14 protein-coding genes and 3 tRNA genes are annotated in these 19109 nt (G+C 48.9%); 3 read left to right on the top strand and 14 right to left on the bottom strand.

The window, feature by feature from the left end; translation table 11 throughout:
- From JIE71_RS01740 to JIE71_RS01800, 13 genes are all read right to left on the bottom strand, one after another.
- Positions 1-563 (bottom strand): pilus assembly FimT family protein (locus JIE71_RS01740; RefSeq protein WP_199507012.1); only part of this gene is annotated, 563 nt, incomplete at its 3' end.
- A gap of 345 nt (positions 564-908) precedes the next feature.
- Entirely contained in the window at positions 909-1619 is a 711-nt protein-coding gene (locus tag JIE71_RS12405; protein WP_228284494.1) for a ComF family protein, read from the bottom strand.
- Positions 1620-1652: 33 nt separating this feature from the next.
- On the bottom strand, positions 1653-3017 hold the full coding sequence (locus JIE71_RS01750) for a phospholipase A (RefSeq protein ID WP_199507013.1): 1365 nt from the start codon (positions 3015-3017) through the stop codon (positions 1653-1655).
- A 212-nt stretch (positions 3018-3229) separates the two neighbouring features.
- Positions 3230-5353, bottom strand: a complete 2124-nt coding sequence (dsbD, locus tag JIE71_RS01755) for a protein-disulfide reductase DsbD (protein WP_228284495.1) — start codon at positions 5351-5353, stop codon at positions 3230-3232.
- 179 nt (positions 5354-5532) lie between these two features.
- The gene (gspG, locus tag JIE71_RS01760) at positions 5533-5994 is read right to left on the bottom strand and encodes a type II secretion system major pseudopilin GspG (protein ID WP_323126903.1); all 462 of its coding nucleotides are present in this window, start codon (positions 5992-5994) and stop codon (positions 5533-5535) included.
- Positions 5995-6282: 288 nt separating this feature from the next.
- On the bottom strand, positions 6283-7482 hold the full coding sequence (gene gspF, locus JIE71_RS01765) for a type II secretion system inner membrane protein GspF (protein WP_199507015.1): 1200 nt from the start codon (positions 7480-7482) through the stop codon (positions 6283-6285).
- Positions 7483-7521: 39 nt separating this feature from the next.
- Complete coding sequence (locus JIE71_RS01770) at positions 7522-8442, bottom strand: hypothetical protein (protein WP_228284496.1); 921 nt, start codon at positions 8440-8442, stop codon at positions 7522-7524.
- Between the two features lie 253 nt (positions 8443-8695).
- A complete protein-coding gene (locus tag JIE71_RS01775; RefSeq protein WP_199507016.1) occupies positions 8696-9631 on the bottom strand; it encodes a helix-turn-helix transcriptional regulator in 936 nt (311 codons plus the stop codon).
- Positions 9632-9944: 313 nt separating this feature from the next.
- Positions 9945-10020: transfer RNA gene (locus JIE71_RS01780), tRNA-His, on the bottom strand.
- Positions 10021-10061: 41 nt separating this feature from the next.
- Positions 10062-10138: transfer RNA gene (locus JIE71_RS01785), tRNA-Arg, on the bottom strand.
- 89 nt (positions 10139-10227) lie between these two features.
- Positions 10228-10304 (bottom strand) — tRNA-Pro (locus JIE71_RS01790).
- Positions 10305-10732: 428 nt separating this feature from the next.
- Positions 10733-12238 (bottom strand): McrC family protein, encoded by a 1506-nt coding sequence (locus JIE71_RS01795; RefSeq protein ID WP_199507017.1) that lies wholly within the window; start codon positions 12236-12238, stop codon positions 10733-10735.
- Positions 12129-13532, bottom strand: coding sequence for an McrB family protein (locus tag JIE71_RS01800; protein ID WP_199507018.1), 1404 nt, complete (start codon positions 13530-13532; stop codon positions 12129-12131). The genes JIE71_RS01795 and JIE71_RS01800 overlap by 110 nt, the downstream gene beginning before the upstream one ends.
- A 186-nt stretch (positions 13533-13718) precedes the next feature.
- On the opposite strand from JIE71_RS01800, the gene JIE71_RS01805 reads away from it, so the two are divergent.
- Positions 13719-14351: a DUF4442 domain-containing protein gene (locus JIE71_RS01805; RefSeq protein ID WP_199507019.1), complete on the top strand. Its 633-nt coding sequence runs from the start codon at positions 13719-13721 to the stop codon at positions 14349-14351.
- Between the two features lie 57 nt (positions 14352-14408).
- Here the strand turns inward: JIE71_RS01805 and gspE are convergent, their stop codons facing one another.
- Positions 14409-15929: a type II secretion system ATPase GspE gene (gene gspE / locus JIE71_RS01810; protein ID WP_199507020.1), complete on the bottom strand. Its 1521-nt coding sequence runs from the start codon at positions 15927-15929 to the stop codon at positions 14409-14411.
- A gap of 554 nt (positions 15930-16483) precedes the next feature.
- Here gspE and JIE71_RS01815 point away from each other — a divergent pair.
- Together JIE71_RS01815 and JIE71_RS01820 are read left to right on the top strand one after the other, a co-directional pair.
- The gene (locus JIE71_RS01815; protein ID WP_199507021.1) at positions 16484-17296 is read left to right on the top strand and encodes a thiazole synthase; all 813 of its coding nucleotides are present in this window, start codon (positions 16484-16486) and stop codon (positions 17294-17296) included.
- Between the two features lie 82 nt (positions 17297-17378).
- Positions 17379-18875 carry a WS/DGAT/MGAT family O-acyltransferase gene (locus JIE71_RS01820; protein WP_199507022.1) on the top strand — a complete coding sequence of 499 codons (1497 nt, stop codon included), beginning with the start codon at positions 17379-17381 and terminating at the stop codon, positions 18873-18875.
- Positions 18876-19109: the final 234 nt, after the last annotated feature.

Here is a 19109-nt window from a genome sequence, read left to right on the forward strand (position 1 = left end):
CCACCGTTGTTACCGCTATTGCCGCCACCGTTGTTACCGCTATTGCCGCCACCGTTGTTACCGCTATTACCACCACCGTTATTACTGCTATTGCCACCACCGTTATTACCGCTATTGCCACTACCGTTGTTACCGCTATTGCCGCCACCGTTGTCAACGCTATTGCCATTACTATCTGAGCCGAGTGGTGGTAAATCCATAGCTGATGCAGACTTTATAAAAAAGCTTGTCCAGTCTTGTGTGCTTGTCTGCAATGAAAATACATTTAGACCTGAGTAGGGTGCCTCAACATTAATAATATTTTTTGGTCGCATACCGTTGATATAGCTGACCGTTACAGGCATTTTGTTGATACTACTTTCAGCTCTAACTTCTCTCAAAACATTCAATAATGTAGAGGCTGTCGACTTCACACGCTGATCTGCTAATTGCCTGCTAATAGTAGGTGCAGCAATGCTGACAATAACAGCTAAGACAGCAATCGTAACCATGAGCTCAACTAAGGTAAACCCTAGGTAGGCTGCAACTTTTAAACATGAGTTTTTTATTTTAGACGTTCTCATATTGCTACCCTGTTATGGATTGTTGTCATAGACTAATAAATCTATTGAATTTGAACGATAAGAACTGATACCTATCAGAACGGCCATCTCACAATTTTTTTATGCAAAGCATATATACTTATATTGCAATTTTCATTCCATCATTTAATGATTTGTCTTAAAAATAAATGATTAAAATCAAATGTTTATTCTGGTAAACCTATACAATCAATGAATTTAAAATCATAGATTTATCAACCTATTATTTCTGTTCTATAGCTTTTAGTATATAAAAAAACAGAGTATCAAGCATCGATTATTTAAATAGATACTAAAAAAGTGTCGGGGACGGTAGGTAGTTGGGGATTAGCGGTAATAACTGCCATGAGCTAGCGCATAGGCAGATAGTGTGGCTCTTGGATGGTGGTCTTTTAGCATACGCGCGAGTGCTTGTAGGCTTGCGCCTGTGGTCGCCACATCATCCAATAAGAGTAAATGACGGGCTGTACTCAGACTACTGACTGTAAAGGCATTGTCTAAGTTGCTCAAGCGCTCGGCGCGGCTTAAACCCCGCTGGCTGACAGTAGTGTCAATACGGCTTGAGCCATGCCATAGCGGAATACGCCAGTGACGGGATAGGTGCTGGGATAGAATGGTGACAGGATCAAAGCCGCGTTTGATTAAGCGGGCAGACGTGGTCGGCATGGGTACGATGACGCTATTACCAGCGTGACAACCTTTTGGGCGCGGCAGTTGGCGCAGTAAATGAATGAGCGTCGGCAGACGTGTTAAGTCTTCATGCTGTTTGAAAGCCGCTATCGCTTGGCGAATAGGATAGTCATAATACGTTGCCGCTTGGATAGGCAGATAATCATCTGCGCCGATATCGACATAAAAGACGTCAGGTAACCAACGAATTTGCGTATGGCAAGTGGTACATAGTAATTGTCGCTGTGTCAAAAGACCTGATGTTTGAGTCGATACGGGCGCACAAGGCTGAACACGACACATCGGACAGCGCCCATCAATATAGGCGCTTATCCATAATCCAAGCTGATAGGGAGGCAAAGGGTACATAACTGATGGTAAAAATTCCTCAGCGTTTACGGTTTAAAACCCTTTCCAGTCGTTTAGTACGATACCCATACCGACAGCGGTATTCTTATGATTGTAATCAATAATAGATTCACCATAGCCATGGAACAGCTGTACATAGCCATTAATATTGTCAGACAGTGGGTACACATAATCGAGCTGCATACCTCCTTTTTCTGTCTTTGGGTTATAACGTACCGTACCGCTCACACTATGACGATCAGGCAAATCATACATGAAGGTCACATCGCCATAACCCATGTAGTCCTCAATATCTGGATTGTCATCAGCATCACTACCATTCTCAGTTTTAATACGCGTCCATACACGAGGAATCACTGCAAATTTGCCCCACTCTGCACCGCCCATTAGATACAATCGGTTCCAAGAGCGTGATAGCGGATCAGACTGACCGTTTGAATGGTGGCTTGCACCCGCGCCCAGCATACGCAAACGCCCGCCAAAGGGCAGATTGGCACTCACAGGCTGGGTCACAAAAATCTCAGGCTCATAGTCGGTGGCTCGAAACGGGCGTGAATTCTCGGCGTTATAGACCTGCCAATGCGATTGCTGCGTATAGCCAAACCACATATCAGCATTGGTACCGAACAAGTCTTCAGCGACTTTGGTCTTTAGCGAAACTTGTAGCTTAAGCTCCGTATTGTTCATCTCATCATCGGTATAAGGAACTTCTTCTTGATTTGGGGTGCTGGGGTTGCGGTTGGGATTGATGCTATAAAATAGCGGCAACAGATACATTGGACGGTGCGGACGCGCTGACCATGTGCCGCGTTCGCTGTTTTTGTCCAAGTCGTACGCTTGACTCAGGGGCGTGTATTTTTCGATGTCACTTTGACTGACGCCCACACTTTGCAGGATTTTTTGATCGTCTTTGTTGGTATTGATTGGTTGGACAGTGGCGAGCATTTGTGCGCTGTCCTCGCCTGCTTTGTCGCTGCTGTCTGAGCTGTCAACCAAGACGACTTGCGGATTGCCCGAAAACGTGGTTTTTAAGGTTTCTGCAAGATCAAGCGGCTGCTTGTTTGCGGTATAGCTGGGTACTTCGCCGTCTCTGGTGATCTTATCAAAACAGGCTAAGCGCGCGGCATCAGTTTGCACTTGTGCACAGTCCATAAACAGTTTGGTTTGCTGCGCCACAGTCGCTTCTTGGGTAGATTGTGAGGCACCAGTTGCACCCAGCTGCTTTGTGGCGGTAATGGCCGTTTGGGTATCAATATCAGATTCAAAAGCACTGTCGTCGACGGCGGCAGCATTGGCACAAGCACCGAACAATGTCGCAGCAACAAGTAAGGATAGACGACGCGGCGCAAAAGTTGAGGCAAACGTACGTGCAGTATTTAATGAATTTTGGGCAAACATAGCTGTCCTTGATATACGGTCAAAACCCGCAGAAGTATCAAAATGACGTCCTCACAGACGTTTTTTATAGAGTCGTAGCCAACCACAGAGCCGTGATTGACCGTCAATAGATGCAGAGATGTTACGGTATTGTAATAAAAATAGATGACGCTGAACAGTATCCTTTGTCAATCAAATGCGTACTTAACAGTTTTTATTGCCCTAAAAATCCATCAGTTAAGCTGGGTTAAGGCTTGTTCAAAGGTATCGCGTTTGACTTCGCCCATTTGCTTTAACGCAAGCTGACCATCACGATAATATAGCAGCGCTGGCGGCCCGAACAACTGATAGCGCTCTAAAATGGCCTTGGATTCAGGCGTGGTATCAGTGATATCAAGACGCACCAACTGCCAGTCTGCCATCTGCGCAGGTGGGGTATGAAACAAATTTTTGTCCATAATTCGGCACTCAACACACCAATCGGCAGTCAAGTCGACCAGTACGCGCTCGTTGCTCTGTACAATACGATCCAGTTCAGCCAACGTGGTAATCGTCACCTCATTGGGACGAGCAGTACTACTGTTGGCTGTCGTCGAGCTACTGCTGATTGATGCCAAAGGATTAAGCACATCGGTATTGCCGAGCGCAGCGCCAACCACCAAGCAGGCTGACCATATCCCGACGATGAGCGCAAAAGCTTGGGTAAACAAGCGCCCACGACCCACCCAGCGCCATGACCAAAGTGCAATCACCATAAACCACAGCGCCCATATCATCAGCATTACTGACGAGACAAACACACGCTCAAGCAATAAGAACGCGACAGCGAATAGTAAAAAAGCAAAGCCTTGTTTGACCCAGTCCATCCACACGCCAGCTTTGGGCATCACTTTGCCTTGTGTGGCGCCAACGATAATCAGAGGGACGGATAAACCAAAACCCAGCATAAATAACGCGGCAAAGCCCAGTAGCGGACTGCCAATGGTCGACACAGCGGTCAATGCACCTGATAGCGGTGCCGATACACAAGGCGACACCACGAGCGCTGATAAGAAACCAGCAACCAAGCTGCCACCTGTACTGCCCAAATAGGCATCGCCTGCCTGACTGACAGACTGCATTTTACGCGTCAGCGCACTCGGCAAACGCACACTAAACGCACCCAGCATGTGCAATGCCAACAGCACAAATACGATGGCAAAACCAATCAAAATCACAGGGTTTTGTAGCCAGCCCACTATGCCAAGCGCCGCGCCAAAATACGCAATCAGCGCGCCAAGCAGACCATAGGCAATAGCCACCCCAAGCGCGTAACTGGTGGTCAAAAGCAAGCTCTTTTTAAGGGTCGGATTATTTTGGCGTGCCACAATATTGGCAACAATCGGTAGCATCGGCAGCACACAAGGCGTCAATGCCAAGCCCAAGCCCGCCATAAACAACAGCAACATCGCTAAAAAAGGATGCGCGGCCAAACCAAAAATATCGCTGTTTGCAGCACTGTTTGCATCGCTGAGTGCAGGCACTGCCGAAGCTGCGGCAATATTATCGCTATTGGTGCTGTCCGTACTGACGCTATCGTTCGCTGCATTACTATCAGCGGCTGTGATATCGCTGTTATCCATCGGCAACGGCGTCGCCATATTGTCATCCGTAGGGGACACTTCGGCAGGTTCGCTCGTTGGTGCAGCCGTACTGCTCGTATCGGTATTGGCTGAGGTAGGCGCAGTGGTGCTCGCTACAGTTGCCGTACTGCTGGCGTTATTTGCGTCCGTTTTATTGGTTTGGTTGCTGTTTGATGAAGTGTTGCTTGATGGCTTACTGTTTGATGCGTTGTTACTCGTCTGAGTAGCAGCTTTAGGGGTTGCTGCTGGCGCTGCGGGCGTTTTACTGGCGGCGATACTTACACGGGTTTGTACATTTTCAGGTGGGTAGCACAGTCCTGCTTTAGCGCAGCCTTGCCATTGAATGTTAATTGCCGCACTGGGCATCGCTTTGCCATCTTTGGTGCGTAAGATAGTCGTTGCGGTGACAGCAGTTTGATCAAAGACAGGCACGCGCCCAAACTGCGGATCATCAATACTGCGCACAGACTGATTAAACTGCCACGCACCCGCAGTGACCCCTTCAGGTAACGTCAGCTTGATACGATCTTTATAGACATAATGGCCAGGCGTAATATCAAAAGCGACGCTTAGACGTGTCCCCTCTGCGCTCGGTGCACTACTGGCAATGACTGAAAAAGCCTCGTCAACAGGCAAAAACTTCGGCGCACTACTCTGCTCGGTATCGAACAAATCACCCAAGCTTGCCGCGTGCGCACTAGGCAGCAGTGCCCCTGTCAGCACAGCCGCAGTCATTACTCCGACAGAAAATTGGCGCAATGATATCGCAGTAGCGCAAGCAAACGTAGTGGCAGTAAAATAGCGCGGCAAACGCATAGGCATGACCCTTTACATGTTAATAAAGATAAATTGACAGCAAAAAATATCTGACCCTAAGCCATGCGCGCAGATGAATAATTTAGGCAAAGCTTGGTTTATAACGTGGCGTAAATATCTTCGTCTTGGCCTTCGCCGCCCTGCTCGCCATCCGCGCCCAAAGAGAATAGGTCATAAGGACGGCCTTCTGTACCTTCAGCGACATACTGTAGCTCATTGTCCCAGCCATCGGTCGGATAACCGCCTTTGATATAGCCGCCCTCAGGGTAGTTCTTAGCATCGGCAGGCGGCGTGACCAGCGCTTCTAAACCTTGTTCCGTGGTCGGGTAACGACCATTGTCCACCTTATACATATCAAGGGCATTGGACACGGTAGCGAGCGCGGTTTCTGTGGTTTTTTTACGGGCCTTATCACTTTGACCCGCGACTTTTGGTACAACCAAACCTGCCAAAATCGCCAAAATCACCACGACGACCATAATCTCAATCAAGGTAAATCCCGATTGTTTCATCATACGAGGGCTATGGTTGCGTAAGGCCGCTTTTGTACTTGTATTCATGACATACTCACCAATAAACGTTCATTATCTTATTGAATGCCACTATAGACGATGAGTTTAGATTTATCTACCATCAGTGGGGGCAATTTTTTAAGTATGAAACATTATTATTAAGCATACCGCATTATCAATGAAGCGACTGAGCATTAGGAAAATAATCTGCAAAAACAATAGATTAGCGACAATGTTTGGTACTGCGCAGAATATCACAAAGATGCTACGCAATTATTGCGGGCGCGTAGACAGCGCCCATTTGTGACAGGATGCAGATTTGAGCGTTTGAACGCCTTAACCTGCCAAATCGTTCATGTTAACAATCGGTAGCATCACTGCCATTACGATGACCATCACTACTGCGCCCATGAGCACCAGCATCAGTGGCTCTAATAAAGACAACAACGTGCTGATAAAGTTGGTCGCCTCCGACTCTTGCATGACGGCGGCGCGGCTGAGCATGTCTTCTAGCTCACCGGAGTTTTCACCACTTTTTATCATTTGCACCATCATTGGCGGAAAGTACGGCGACTTCTCTAGCTGGCTTGACAGACTGGCGCCTTCGGTCACGCGGTCGGCAGCGTGGGTGATGGCCTGCTGAATGTGCAAGTTGGTGGTGACAGCAGCACCAATGTGTAGCGCTTCAATCAAAGGCACGCCTGAGCGTACCAAAATGGCTAAGGTGCTGGCAAAACGCGCGGCATTTAAACCTTTGGACAGACGCGCCAAAATCGGTAATTTTAGCACCGTACTATCGACCATCAGCTTGCCTGCGGACGTGCGTACAAAGCGGTGCACGACAATCACCACCAGCGCCAGCAGCAGCAATAGCAGCCACCACCAATGGGTAATCAGTTGCGACAGTCCCATGACCACTTGGGTAATCCACGGCAATGCTTGCTCCGATTGCTCAAAGACTTTGACAATCTTTGGCACCACAAAGCTCATAAGGCCAATAATCACGGCAGCGGCAATCACCATCAGCACGATAGGATAGACCATCGCGCTTTGGATTTTCTTTTGTAGGGCAAAACGGTTTTCGGTGTAGTCTGCCAACTGATTGAGAATCAAATCTAAATGCCCAGATTTTTCTCCTGCGGCAATGGTGGCGGTGTAGAGCGGCGGAAAACTGCTCGCCTGCTGCATCGAACGCGCAAGGCTCATACCCTCTAGCACGTGTCCGCGTACGGCGAGCATTAAAGACTGAATGTGCGGTTTGGTCGATTGCTTAGCGACGGCGGCGAGGCTTTCTTCGAGCGGAATGCCTGAGGCCAAAAGTACGGAGAGCTGACGGGTCAATAAAGCAAGCTCGTAGGCGCTGGGTTTTTTAAAACGGCGGTCTTTGCTGCCCTTTTCTGCGACAGGCGCAACCTCAATCGGCGTCCACTGCTTGTCACGCAGCTGCTGGCGCACTTGCCGCGCCGAATCCCCTTCTAACAAGCCTTTTTTTAGCGCCCCAAGGTCATCAAGTGCTTTGTAATGATAAGCGGGCATACGGCTACCTATGATAATGGGGCAACAAAAAGCAAAGCGTTAAAATAAGGGCGTTGAGTCGTTACTGTCTGGCATGATGCCTTGCAATAATAGCGCGTCCAAGTGCTGCTGCTGCAATTTTTTATCAAAATCATTGACCTCAGCGATGAGCATTTTTTCGATGCGCTTGTCGGTCGCGTAGCTGCTTAGGCGCGCACAGATAACTGCGAGTTGATAAATACGTTTTTTGCAATAACCGTCCAGCCCTTGCAATAAGCGCACCATATGCGGCGTGCTCAGACTGGCATAATCATAGTCACCCACCATCTGCTCGCCAAGCGGACTGACGCCATAGCTCACCGATAAGTGCGCGCAAAAATAGCAGCCAAACAGATAGCCGACCACATGCCCAATATAATAGGCACGGTCATAAGTAAAGCTACTGACCCCAAAATGTCCAAGCACATAACTGACCAAACTGGCTTGGTCAAGAACAGGCTGTGGGTGTTTGAGCTTACCAACCGTAGGCAGCTGAAGCGGGTTGCTGCCATCTTGAACGCTAAATTGCCAACCTACTGGCTGCTGGGCGGGCATGTGACGGATAATGTCAGCGATAATATCATCGACCACGTGCAGCTGCTGCCACAAGCGCGCTAGCGGCGCAGTATCAATCAACCCGCGCTTATCCAGCTGTTCGGCAAGCTGATACTGTTGATACTCTATAAACTGCGTCTTTAGTGTCTGTACCAAATAGGTAGGACGCTCTTCTTCTGGCATGGTATATAGTAAGCGCATACGTTCGTGCTGATTGATATATAGCGCCAAACGCTGCTCAGCCACGCTGCTCTCTGTCGTTGGCGACGCCGCTGCATTTGCTTGGTTATCAACCACAAATAGCGCAAGCAAGGCTGCCTTATCGAGCGCTGCTGTTTCGCTTGACCTAGAATCTTGGATTGATGCAAAAGTCGATTGAGTCGTCATATACCATCACCCACCAAAAATAAATGTCCTACCAACACCACCATAAATAAGCACAGTTCAGACGTTTTGCTTACGGTGTTTGGCTTTATTATATCGTATCTGCGCAAAGATAGCTTGACCGCATCGTTTTAGCAGGCGTATATAAAAATAGCGCCAAGTCGGTTCAACGTGGCGCTATTTAAAAAACTGAGATGACCGTTATCACTTATTAAAATGGCAAGCCTCTTTTGCTTATTAATACCAATCGTATATTTTATGCCAGCATTCGACCTTGATACCTTTGGCGATAGACTTTGGGCGAGACACCATACACACGTTTAAACGCTTGGCTAAATGTCGAATCAGACGCATAGCCTACCAGCTCACTAATGCGGCTGATACTGTTTTGTTGCAAGCGCAAATAACGCGCTGCCAGCCGCAAGCGATAATCAATCAAATAAGTCAGCGGCGGCATCCCCACCGTGTCCCGAAAGCGCTGGGCAAAACTTGAGCGCGACATCCCCGCTACCTCAGCGAGCTTATGAATCGTCCAGTTTTGATTGGGCGCATCGTGCATGACTGCCAAAGCCTTTGCTAAATAAGGGTCTTTCATCGCTTGCAACCAACTGTCGGTCGCTTCTGGCAGGCTCTCAATATAAGTACGCAAGCATTCAATCATCATAATGCTTGCCCAGTGATTAATCACTGCCGTCTTACCCATACGCTCATTGTCAGACTCGATGGTCAACAGCTTGGTGCCCACTTCGAGCACCTCAAAACGACTGGCAGGCTGGTCTTCGTGCTCAGGGAGTATTGAGGGCAATACCGATAGTAAGGGGCGCAGCATTTCTTTGTCATAATGGCATTCAATCAAAATCAGGCGCGAGCGACCTTCACCATGACGATTGATATTCACCACATGATCGGTTGTATTACGCAAGGTGTCATCTAATGGCTCAGCTTCCCTGCCATGATGATTGAGCGCGTAGCTGATATGCTGATACGCATTCGGTATCATAATCATATCGCCCGTATAGGCTTTACGTGAGCTGTCACCTACCTGAATACAAAAGCTACCTGACATAACCAAATAAAACAAAATGGTATCTTTTCTGGTCACCGAGTACGACCAATCACCCGACACATTCAGGTTATAGTATTTTGTATCACATAAATGCACATTTTCCAGTAGCATGCTCAGTGCATCCATCAGTTACTTCCTCTATAAAGTGACGCAAATAAACCAAGCCTAGAAACATAAACCACCTCATGGATATGATACAAGCTAAATCATGGATTATGGACTGCAATTAAAAACATACATACGCTAAACACATGATATATAGATGTCATCTAGACAAGTAAGAAGAGGCAAGACTGATGCGAAATGAAATAATTTAGACGCGAAAAAATTGCCAAAAGCGGCAATATAAATAATAAAATAGGAATAAAAACGAATAGGTACGAGAAAAACTGCAAATGATGCAGTAAATTAAAAAACAAAGAGAATGGTGAGGAGACATTGGGGCGACTGATGGGACTCGAACCCACGACAACCGAGATCACAACCCGGGGCTCTACCAACTGAGCTACAACCGCCATAATATAATGTCGAGAAACAACAAGATGAGCAGGCTAAATGGCACGCCTGGCAGGGTTCGAACCTGCGACCACCTACTTAGAAGGCAGGTGCTCTATCCAACTGAGCTACAGGCGCTCTTAGAGGCTTTTTATATACTACAGATAAAAAAGGACTTTATCCAATGAACGTACATAAAAAAAAGCCTGTACGGCTCTTAAAATAGATGGTCGGAGTGATAGGATTCGAACCTACGACCCTCTGGTCCCAAACCAGATGCGCTACCAAACTGCGCCACACTCCGATACTTACTCTATCTTGATAGTGGTGGATAATATTTGGTGATATTGCTATCGCCGCGTTGTTTATCTCCGCTATCGAGGTGCATATATTAAGACCAGTTCGCTCTTATGTCAACACCTTTTTTTTATTTTTTATAAAAAGTTTTTGATCATGCATTTTGTGGGTCAAGTTATGCATCAACACCACGGCCTTATCGACTTTTTATAATCGCTTAACACCATGCCTATAAATGACACTGCATTAAGCCGCGCTCATTATACCCAAACTCAGGCGCGTTATCTAGAGTGTGTCATCGTTTAAATAGAGTAAAACTCAAATAAAACGGATAGAGCATCACAAACCTGCTCAGTTAAATACTATTTTTCTTGCTTGCTTTGACTTCATCTTTTGATGCTACGAAAAATAGCCTTTCATCTCGCTGCGTCACTTTTAAATTGACTTGACTGTAGCAAGACTTAATGTTGCGCGCGTCACATCAAAGGGAATCAGCCACAAGGTTGCGGCAGTGGCGCTGGCAGGTTGCTCTGTATGCGTCAGTGCTGTCGGTTGGGCGTCCCCTATGACAGGATAGATGAGCCACGCTTGCGGTGCGTTGTAGGCTTGCGCGTAGCTCATCAGCTGATAGGCATCGGCAGCGCGTAGGGCTTTGGCGTCAGGCATGTGCTTCCATTTGACATCAATGACGTGCGTATACACGCGCCCTACTGGCGGCGGGAATGACTTGGACACCAGTACATCAGGGCGGACAGTTAAGTGCGTCTGCCCCGCCATATCTTGTAGCCAGCGCGTCTGCGGCTGATACTGCACTTGATAGCGCGTATCTACCGCGTCGATTTCTGCGTTTAATTGCTTATGAATACAGCCACTCACCCACTGCTCAAAGGCATGGTTCATATTGATAAGCAGGCACAGGCGCAGTGGCTCTGTAGCATGGCTTTTATTAGCAAAAAGATTGCCTTTAGGCGTGCTCGGCTGCTGATGTTTAAGCAGCCAATAGCTGAGCTGGAGTAGCTCGCGGGCGGCGTGGCGCATTTGTGCGTTAAGTGGTTTGCTGAGCAGTTGCCTTTGTGCACGCTGGTAGCTGATTGTCAGTTGCTGATATTCTTGCTGATTGAGCGTGCCGATAGCGTGCCACCATGCGTAGAGCGTATGTCTTTCTTGCCTATTAGCAAGGCCATAAAGCAGTTGCAAGGCGCTGTGTATAAAGCGATTGGCAAGCGTGTCATGGCTGCGCTCGCTGATCTGGCAAGCAAACTTATGCGGCTGATGCGTGTTACGTTGCAGCTGTTCGCGCAGCAGCAGTTTGCCTTGTAATCTGCTGTCATTGACCTGCTGATTTTGGTAACTGGCGGCGGGTCGATATTGTAATAAACAGCGGTAAAATTGCTGCCACAGCCATGCGGATAATGGTGGCTGAGAGTGGTTCACGGGCGTGAGCGGCTTGGCAAATTGCTGATAATGGCGTGCTTGAATACGCTTTGGCACATCGGCTTTGGGCTGGCTTAAGTCGCTTAGCATTCGACTCACCCATTGCCGACCTTGCTGTACAGCAGCAGCGCTCATCTGGTGGCGCGCAGTATCGCCTATCGGCTTGGGCAATATCTCAAGCACCATGCCACTCGGCAGTACAATCATGCCAATATGATGACCGACTTTTAGCTGCCAGCGCCCTTGTACCCGCGAGATGCCAAATACGCTCAGCTCTTTGGCAATAAGCCATGCAAAGTCTTTGGCGTATTTAAAATCCTGCGCATGCAAGCGCTGATGCTCAAACACGCTCATGACGCCGCGTGTCGCATTGGCCTCCCCAACAGCTGCCGTCATATCAGCGCTCGCTGTCATAAAGACGCTGATAAATAGCGCTGGTGGCAAACGCGCCCGTGCCCGCCAGCAAATCAGGATGGACAGACGCACTGCCTTGCCACGCTGGCGCAAAGCCTGCGTCCATGCCCATCTCTATACCAAAACCATCCATCACGGCACTGTCCTCACGCATAGCAGATTGCGGCAAGACAATAAACTGCTCAGATGCCGCGCGCCCATCGTCCAAAAACAGATACGGCAAAATATCCACCTGCCCACCGACCGCTTGCATCAGTTGCGGTATCACTTGCTCAACCAAGGCGCGTTGGAGCGCCGCAAGCGAATCCACGTGCCAAAAAAACGCCTGTCCAAGCCGCGCATCCATACCCAAACTGTGCGTAATGCGCTGATTTAACCCTGCCAGCAAACGCGCCAAATCAATCGTCTCGCGAGACTCTACGTCAGCATCTGTATCCGCCTCCAGCGTAATTACAGGCAGCAGCTCAGGGCGCGGCGGACAGTCAATAAAACGAAAGCGCCGCCGAAAAGCCATATCCAGCGGGGCAAGCGACTGGTCTTGGGTATTCATGGTGGCAAAGATATCGACATTGCTCGGCACGCCAAATGGCTTTTTGGAATACGCCAATTGCACCTGCATCGCGTGTGCTTGCCCCAAGCGCTTATCAGGCTCAATCAGGCTTAGCAGCTCGCCAAACACCCGCGCCACATTGGCACGATTAATCTCATCAATCAGCATGGCGTAGCGGTTGCTTGGGTCCTGTGCCGCACGCTCGCACAAGTCCAAAAACACGCCCTTTTGTACCTCATAGCTGAGCGCGCCACCGTGCGCCGCCGTCACAGGGCGAATGCCTTCGACAAACTCTTCATAGCCATAGGCTTGATGAAAGCTCACCATACTATAGCGGCATTTTTGTTGCGGGGCGCTGTCACGTGCCTCGCGCCACTCTGTCAATTGCGTGTCCAGCTCGGTCAATAACGACACGCTCTCGGGCAGCAGATACCACGCGCTGCTCACATCTTTATCAAAGTACGCTTGCGCGGCGCGGTTTTTGTAGCCCACGGTGGTGGAGTCTTTGCAGCTGTGGCGCTGCAACTCGGCTTGCACGGTGTTGGGCAAATGCTTGTCACGGTGATTGAGTTTGGCTTTGACTAAAAAAAACGGATGCGCGCACAGCTCAGGGACTTTGACCAGCTCTTTTTGCTCGCGTTTTAAATCCAAAAATATCAAACACAGCACTTCGCGCCAGTTTAAGTGCGCGAGCATTTCGGTCAATAAATCATCGGCATCCAAGCGCGGCAGCGTATCGGTATAGTCACGCGCAATCTGTAGCAGCTGGTGCGTCTTGCCCGTACCCGCGACGCCTGTAAAAATCACATTACGAATCGTAGAAACCCCATCCGACATAACCGCGCCCAATCAAAAAACAAAATGAGAATAAAAGAAAAAGTATAAAAAATAAGACACTATAAGATAAGGGCAATAAGTCTAAGAAAAACCGCTCACAAATGACAAGCCAGTCATATCCGCTATTTGACTGGACGTACGCGCCTGCTATGCTGGTCATTTACGCACAACAGGAAGTGACCAGCTATGCCCACCATACCCACGCTACGCAATACTTTAAGCAATAGTCTTAGCAAAAAAAATACCCCTGAATCGAGCGTTGATGTGCCGCCTGTGCGCAATCAATTTACCCGTCTGCTGTCTGTCACCAAGTACCTGCCTGCCAAAGCGCGCAGCAATATTTTGACCAAAGCCTTTAGCAAAGTTGTGCCTTATGTGGGTACGACAGGCTTGTATTACGAGACCGTCACGCCCAATGAAGTGATCGTCAGCCTAAATAATCGCAAAGCGGTACAGAACCATATCGGCTCGATTCATGCCGTCGCCGTGACGTTGCTCGCTGAGACCGCGACAGGCTTTGTGCTGGGTATGAACCTGCCCGCCGACCGCGTACTACTGATTAAGTCTTACGCGGTGAATTTTTATCGCCCCTTAAAACAAGGTCAAGTGGCAGCCGTTGCCAGTCTGTCAAACGAGCAGCGGTTGGAGATTTTAAACACGCCCAAGGGAGAAATGGTGATTCCATGCGTGATTGATGACCGCGAGTCGGACAGCGAGCGCGACCCCATTACCGTTGAGATGACGTGGGCGTGGATACCCAAAGCCGAGCTTGCCGCACGCCGTCAAGGAGCAAACAAAGAGACAGACGCCGCAGAATAATACGCGTAAGCACCATGAGCCAAGGTATGTCTAAATCGATTATTAAGCTACAACTGGTTAACCGACAACGCTTGGCTTACTGGCGCTGCTCTCTTTGGTCACGCGCAGCACTTCTTCGAGCGTGGTATTGCCTGCCAGCACCTTGCGCAGTCCATCAGCGCGGATAGACGGCGTCTGCTGGCGCACGTAGTCTTCTATCTCATATTCTGCCGCGTGCCCGTGAATCATACGCCGCAGTGGCTCATCAATCGGCACGACTTCATAAATCGCGGTACGCCCTTTAAACCCTGATTGGCTGCATTTATCACAGCCGACAGGTTTGGGCAGCTTGGGCAATTTGTCTAAACTGATGCCCACCTCGGCAAACAGCTTTGCCTGCTCGCTGTCCGCCTCCGTCCACGTATGACAATGCTCGCATAGCGTACGCACCAAGCGCTGCGCCACCACGCCGATGAGCGATGAGGACAACAAAAACGGCTCAACACCCATGTCTTGCAGACGCGTCACCGCGCCAATCGCGGTATTGGTGTGCAAGGTAGACAGCACCAAATGCCCCGTCAATGACGCTTGAATAGCAATCTCCGCTGTCTCAAGGTCACGAATCTCACCCACCATCACCACATCAGGGTCTTGACGCAGCATGGCGCGCAGACTTTTGGCAAAGGTCATGTCCACCTTGTTATTGACCTGCGTTTGTCCAATACCATCGAGCTGAAACTCAATCGGGTCTTCGGCGGTCAAAATATTGCGCGTTTGGTCGTTTAAGTCGCTGAGCGCGGCGTACAAAGTGGTCGTCTTGCCCGAGCCTGTCGGCCCTGTCACCAAAATAATCCCATGCGGACGATAAATCATCTGCCGCAGCTTGTCATAATCGCTGTTGGATAAGCCCAAATAGGTCATGTTCAGCCGCCCTGCTTGCTTATCGAGCAAACGCATCACCACGCGCTCGCCAAAACTTGACGGCAAAGTCGAAACACGCACATCCACCTCACGCCCTGCCAGACGCAAACTGATGCGCCCATCTTGCGGAATGCGTTTTTCGGCAATATCGAGCCGCGCCATGACTTTAATACGCGATACCAACAGCGGCGCGAGCTGGCGTTTGGGGCTGATGATTTCTTTTAACTCGCCATCGACGCGAAAACGCACCACCAAACGGCGCTCAAAGGTTTCGATATGTACATCCGAGGCATTTAGACGGATGGCCTCTGACAGCAGCGCATTAATCAAACGAATAATCGGCGCATCGTCCTGACTGTCCATCAAGTCCTCAGTCTCAGGCACACTGTCAGCGAGCGAATCTAAGTCAGGATGGTCTTCAAGCCCTGCGGCAATGTGCTGCGACTCGCCTGTATTGCTGGCGTAGGCGGCGGCTAAGCGCTTTTCAAACAATGCGGCATCAATGCGTTCATAATCAACCTGCGTCATGCCCTGCTGCTGCAAGAAACGCTTGGCTTCATTGACCGCATTTAATGGCGTACTCGCCGTCAACACTAAGGTCGGCGGCAAGGTGGTATCAGGCGGATAGACCACCAAAATCTGATGGCGTTTGGCAAAGCTGTAGGGCAAAGGCATCATGGCGGTCACCAGTTAGCACGCACAAATCACTTGCGCTAAAACAAAAACATTGAAGAATAAAGAGAAAAATGACAACGCAGCGCTGTGCTATTATCTAACGTCTTTAAAACAAACAAAAAACGCTGAGCGCTCAAAATAGCGTGCGGCAATACAGCACAGTGCTTTAGAACACGTTAAATGGTTACACTGGGTAAAGTGCATCCGTTCACGATTATGAGTTTGTTATAATACCATGTTGTATGATGCAATAAACACCGCATTCAGCACCGCCATTTTCGTCGTATTGTTCACTATTAAACAGGCGCGGTGAGCTTGCTGTGCAAATATAGTAAAACCTAAATAAGACTGATGTAGCATCAGGAACATGCTCGATTAAATACTATTTTTCTTGCTTGCTGTGACTTCGTCTCCAGATGCTGCAAAAAATAGCCTTTAATCTCGCTGTGCCATCTTTAAATTAAATTAACTCTATGTTCGTGCCAACACTTTTTCTTATTAATCATACCCTAAATTTTCATTTCCACCTTTAGAACGACACTTCTCAGGATTTTGTTATGACGCAGACCACTGACCATACTCATCTATCAGACGACCGCTTTACCGTTGGTAGCCGCACGTTTTCTTCACGCTTATTAGTCGGTACAGGTAAGTACCAAGATTTAACCCAGACGGGGGACGCCATCAGCGCATCGGGTGCAGAGCTGGTCACAGTGGCGATTCGCCGCACCAATATTGGCCAAAATCCTGATGAGCCAAATTTATTGGACGTGATTTCTCCTGACAAATACACCATCTTGCCAAATACCGCAGGCTGCTTTGATGCCGACTCTGCCATTCGTACCTGTAAGCTTGCGCGTGAGCTGCTAGATGGGCATAATTTGGTAAAGCTTGAAGTATTGGGCGACGAAAGCACCCTATACCCCAATGTGGTTGAGACCATCAAAGCCGCGCAAGTCTTGATTGACGACGGCTTTGAAGTGATGGTGTACACCTCAGATGACCCGATTGTCGCTAAAGAGCTTGAAAGTATGGGCTGTTCAGCAATCATGCCACTCGGCAGTTTGATTGGTTCAGGTTTGGGTCTGTTAAACCGTCACACCTTAAGCCTCATTATCGAAAATGCCAATGTTCCTGTCATTGTTGATGCAGGCGTTGGTACGGCGTCTGATGCAGCGCTGGCGATGGAACTTGGCTGCGATGGCGTGCTGATGAACTCCGCGATTGCTTACGCTAAAGACCCTGTTATGATGGCACACGCCATGCGCCACGCGATTTGGGCAGGACGTGAGGCGTTCTTGGCAGGACGTATGCCGATGCGCAAAATGGCACAAGCGAGCTCACCACAAACGGGCTACTTTTTTCAATAACTCACCATCAGCGCACGCGTGCCACGCCCAATAATAATGACAGCAAAGGCGCGGCACTGACGGCTGATATTAAGGATGTATCATGCGTTTATTAAGCGCCGTTGACCAATTGTTTTTATGGATGGAGTCACGCAAGCAGCCCATGCACGTGGGTGGTTTATTTTTGTTTGAGTTGCCTGAGGCGGACGATACCAGCAGTGATTTTGTCGGGCAGCTGGTGCGCCAAATGCAAACGTCCGATGTGCCGCCGACCTTTCCTTTTAACCAAGTCCTCGACCGCTTGATGTTTTGGCAACAAGACGATGATTTTGATGTCGAGCATCATTTTCGTCATGTTGCCTTGCCTGAGCCTGCTAATGTGCGCGAGCTGCTGCGTTATGTGTCCAAAGAGCACGGACGTCTGCTTGATCGCGCCATGCCCTTATGGGAATGTCACGTTATTGAAGGGTTAGAAGCCGCTACCGAAGGTCGTCCTAAACGCTTTGCTTTATATTTTAAAATCCATCATTCCTTGGTTGACGGCATTGCTGCCATGCGCCTTATTCAAAAGTCTTTGTCGCAGTCGCCCACTGAGCCCATGACGTTGCCTGCTTGGTCGCTAATGACGCGTCATCGTAGCCAGATGGACAATATTTTGCCCAAAGACAAGTCTATCGGACAAATCATTAAGGCGCAGCTGGGTAGCATCGTGCCTGTGTGCCGCGAGTTGGTTGATACCCTTCGCCATCATGGTGATGACGACTATGTGAGTACGCTTGATGCGCCGCGTAGCATCTTAAACCAGCGTATCTCAGCCTCACGGCGTATTTCTGCGCAATCTTATGATATGGCACGCTTTCGCACTGTATCGGATGCGCTTGGCGTCAGTATGAACGATGTCGTACTGGCCGTCTGTGCAGGCGCACTGCGCGAGTACCTTAAAGCTATGAATGCATTACCGACCAAGCCGTTAATTGCTTTTGTGCCCATCTCTTTGCGCCGCGACGACAGTATGGGCGGCAATCAGGTGTCGTTCGTGCTTGCCAACTTGGGCACGCATTTAGACAACCCGTTGACCCGCGTACAGCTCATTCACCGCAGCATGAATAGCGGTAAGCAAAAATTCAGACGCATGACGCCAACACAAGTGATTAACTACAGCGCCCTTGCCTACGCGTGGGAAGGCGTCAATGTATTGACAGGTCTGTTTCCAAAAAAACAAGCCTTTAACCTGATTATCTCAAACGTCCCTGGCGCAAAAAAGCCACTGTACTGGAACGGCGCACAAATGACTGCCCTATATCCTGCTTCTATTGTGCTAAATGGCCAAGCGATGAACATTACCTTTGCCAGCTATTTGGACAAGATTGAATTTGGTATCACCGCCTGTAGCAAAATTTTGCCGCACGTACAAAACATGCTTGCGCTGTTGGACGATGCCTTAACCGAGCTTGAGGAACTTAGCAAAGACGCGCTGCCGTTAACCGATGTCACTGCTGATAACAAGGAAGACAAGAGCCTTCGCCATACAGCAAACACGGACAACAACGCTACTAAGACAGATGCCACTACTGACATAGCGCCAAAAAGCGCAACTTAAATAATAGGGCGTGTTGAACATTCGACCATGGCACTGACAGTGACTATTTTTTAGGCGATTCGATGTTAAAAATAATAAGTTTAGTCATTCTAAGCGCTTATTTTTAACGATGAAGCGGCAAAAAAGAGTCCTGTCCCTGCGGGCTGATGCTAAAATTGCCCCATACTGCGTTACAAATCTCGCTAAGGCATCTGCATTATCGTCGCTTTGTGCCTTGTCTGGAACAATTTTAGC

The organism is Psychrobacter sp. bablab_jr014 (assembly GCF_016464015.1).
Taxonomy (GTDB): Bacteria; Pseudomonadota; Gammaproteobacteria; order Pseudomonadales; family Moraxellaceae; genus Psychrobacter.

Bases quoted from the DNA above. Each gene is read 5' to 3' on its own strand.
- JIE71_RS12405 (WP_228284494.1), bottom strand. From the start codon at position 1,619: ATGTACCCTTTGCCTCCCTATCAGCTTGGATTATGGATAAGCGCCTAT.
- JIE71_RS01750 (WP_199507013.1), bottom strand. From the start codon at position 3,017: ATGTTTGCCCAAAATTCATTAAATACTGCACGTACGTTTGCCTCAACT.
- dsbD (WP_228284495.1), bottom strand. From the start codon at position 5,353: ATGACTGCGGCTGTGCTGACAGGGGCACTGCTGCCTAGTGCGCACGCG.
- gspG (WP_323126903.1), bottom strand. From the start codon at position 5,994: ATGAATACAAGTACAAAAGCGGCCTTACGCAACCATAGCCCTCGTATG.
- gspF (WP_199507015.1), bottom strand. From the start codon at position 7,482: ATGCCCGCTTATCATTACAAAGCACTTGATGACCTTGGGGCGCTAAAA.
- JIE71_RS01770 (WP_228284496.1), bottom strand. From the start codon at position 8,442: ATGACGACTCAATCGACTTTTGCATCAATCCAAGATTCTAGGTCAAGC.
- JIE71_RS01775 (WP_199507016.1), bottom strand. From the start codon at position 9,631: ATGGATGCACTGAGCATGCTACTGGAAAATGTGCATTTATGTGATACA.
- JIE71_RS01800 (WP_199507018.1), bottom strand. From the start codon at position 13,532: ATGTCGGATGGGGTTTCTACGATTCGTAATGTGATTTTTACAGGCGTC.
- JIE71_RS01805 (WP_199507019.1), top strand. From the start codon at position 13,719: ATGCCCACCATACCCACGCTACGCAATACTTTAAGCAATAGTCTTAGC.
- gspE (WP_199507020.1), bottom strand. From the start codon at position 15,929: ATGATGCCTTTGCCCTACAGCTTTGCCAAACGCCATCAGATTTTGGTG.
- JIE71_RS01815 (WP_199507021.1), top strand. From the start codon at position 16,484: ATGACGCAGACCACTGACCATACTCATCTATCAGACGACCGCTTTACC.
- JIE71_RS01820 (WP_199507022.1), top strand. From the start codon at position 17,379: ATGCGTTTATTAAGCGCCGTTGACCAATTGTTTTTATGGATGGAGTCA.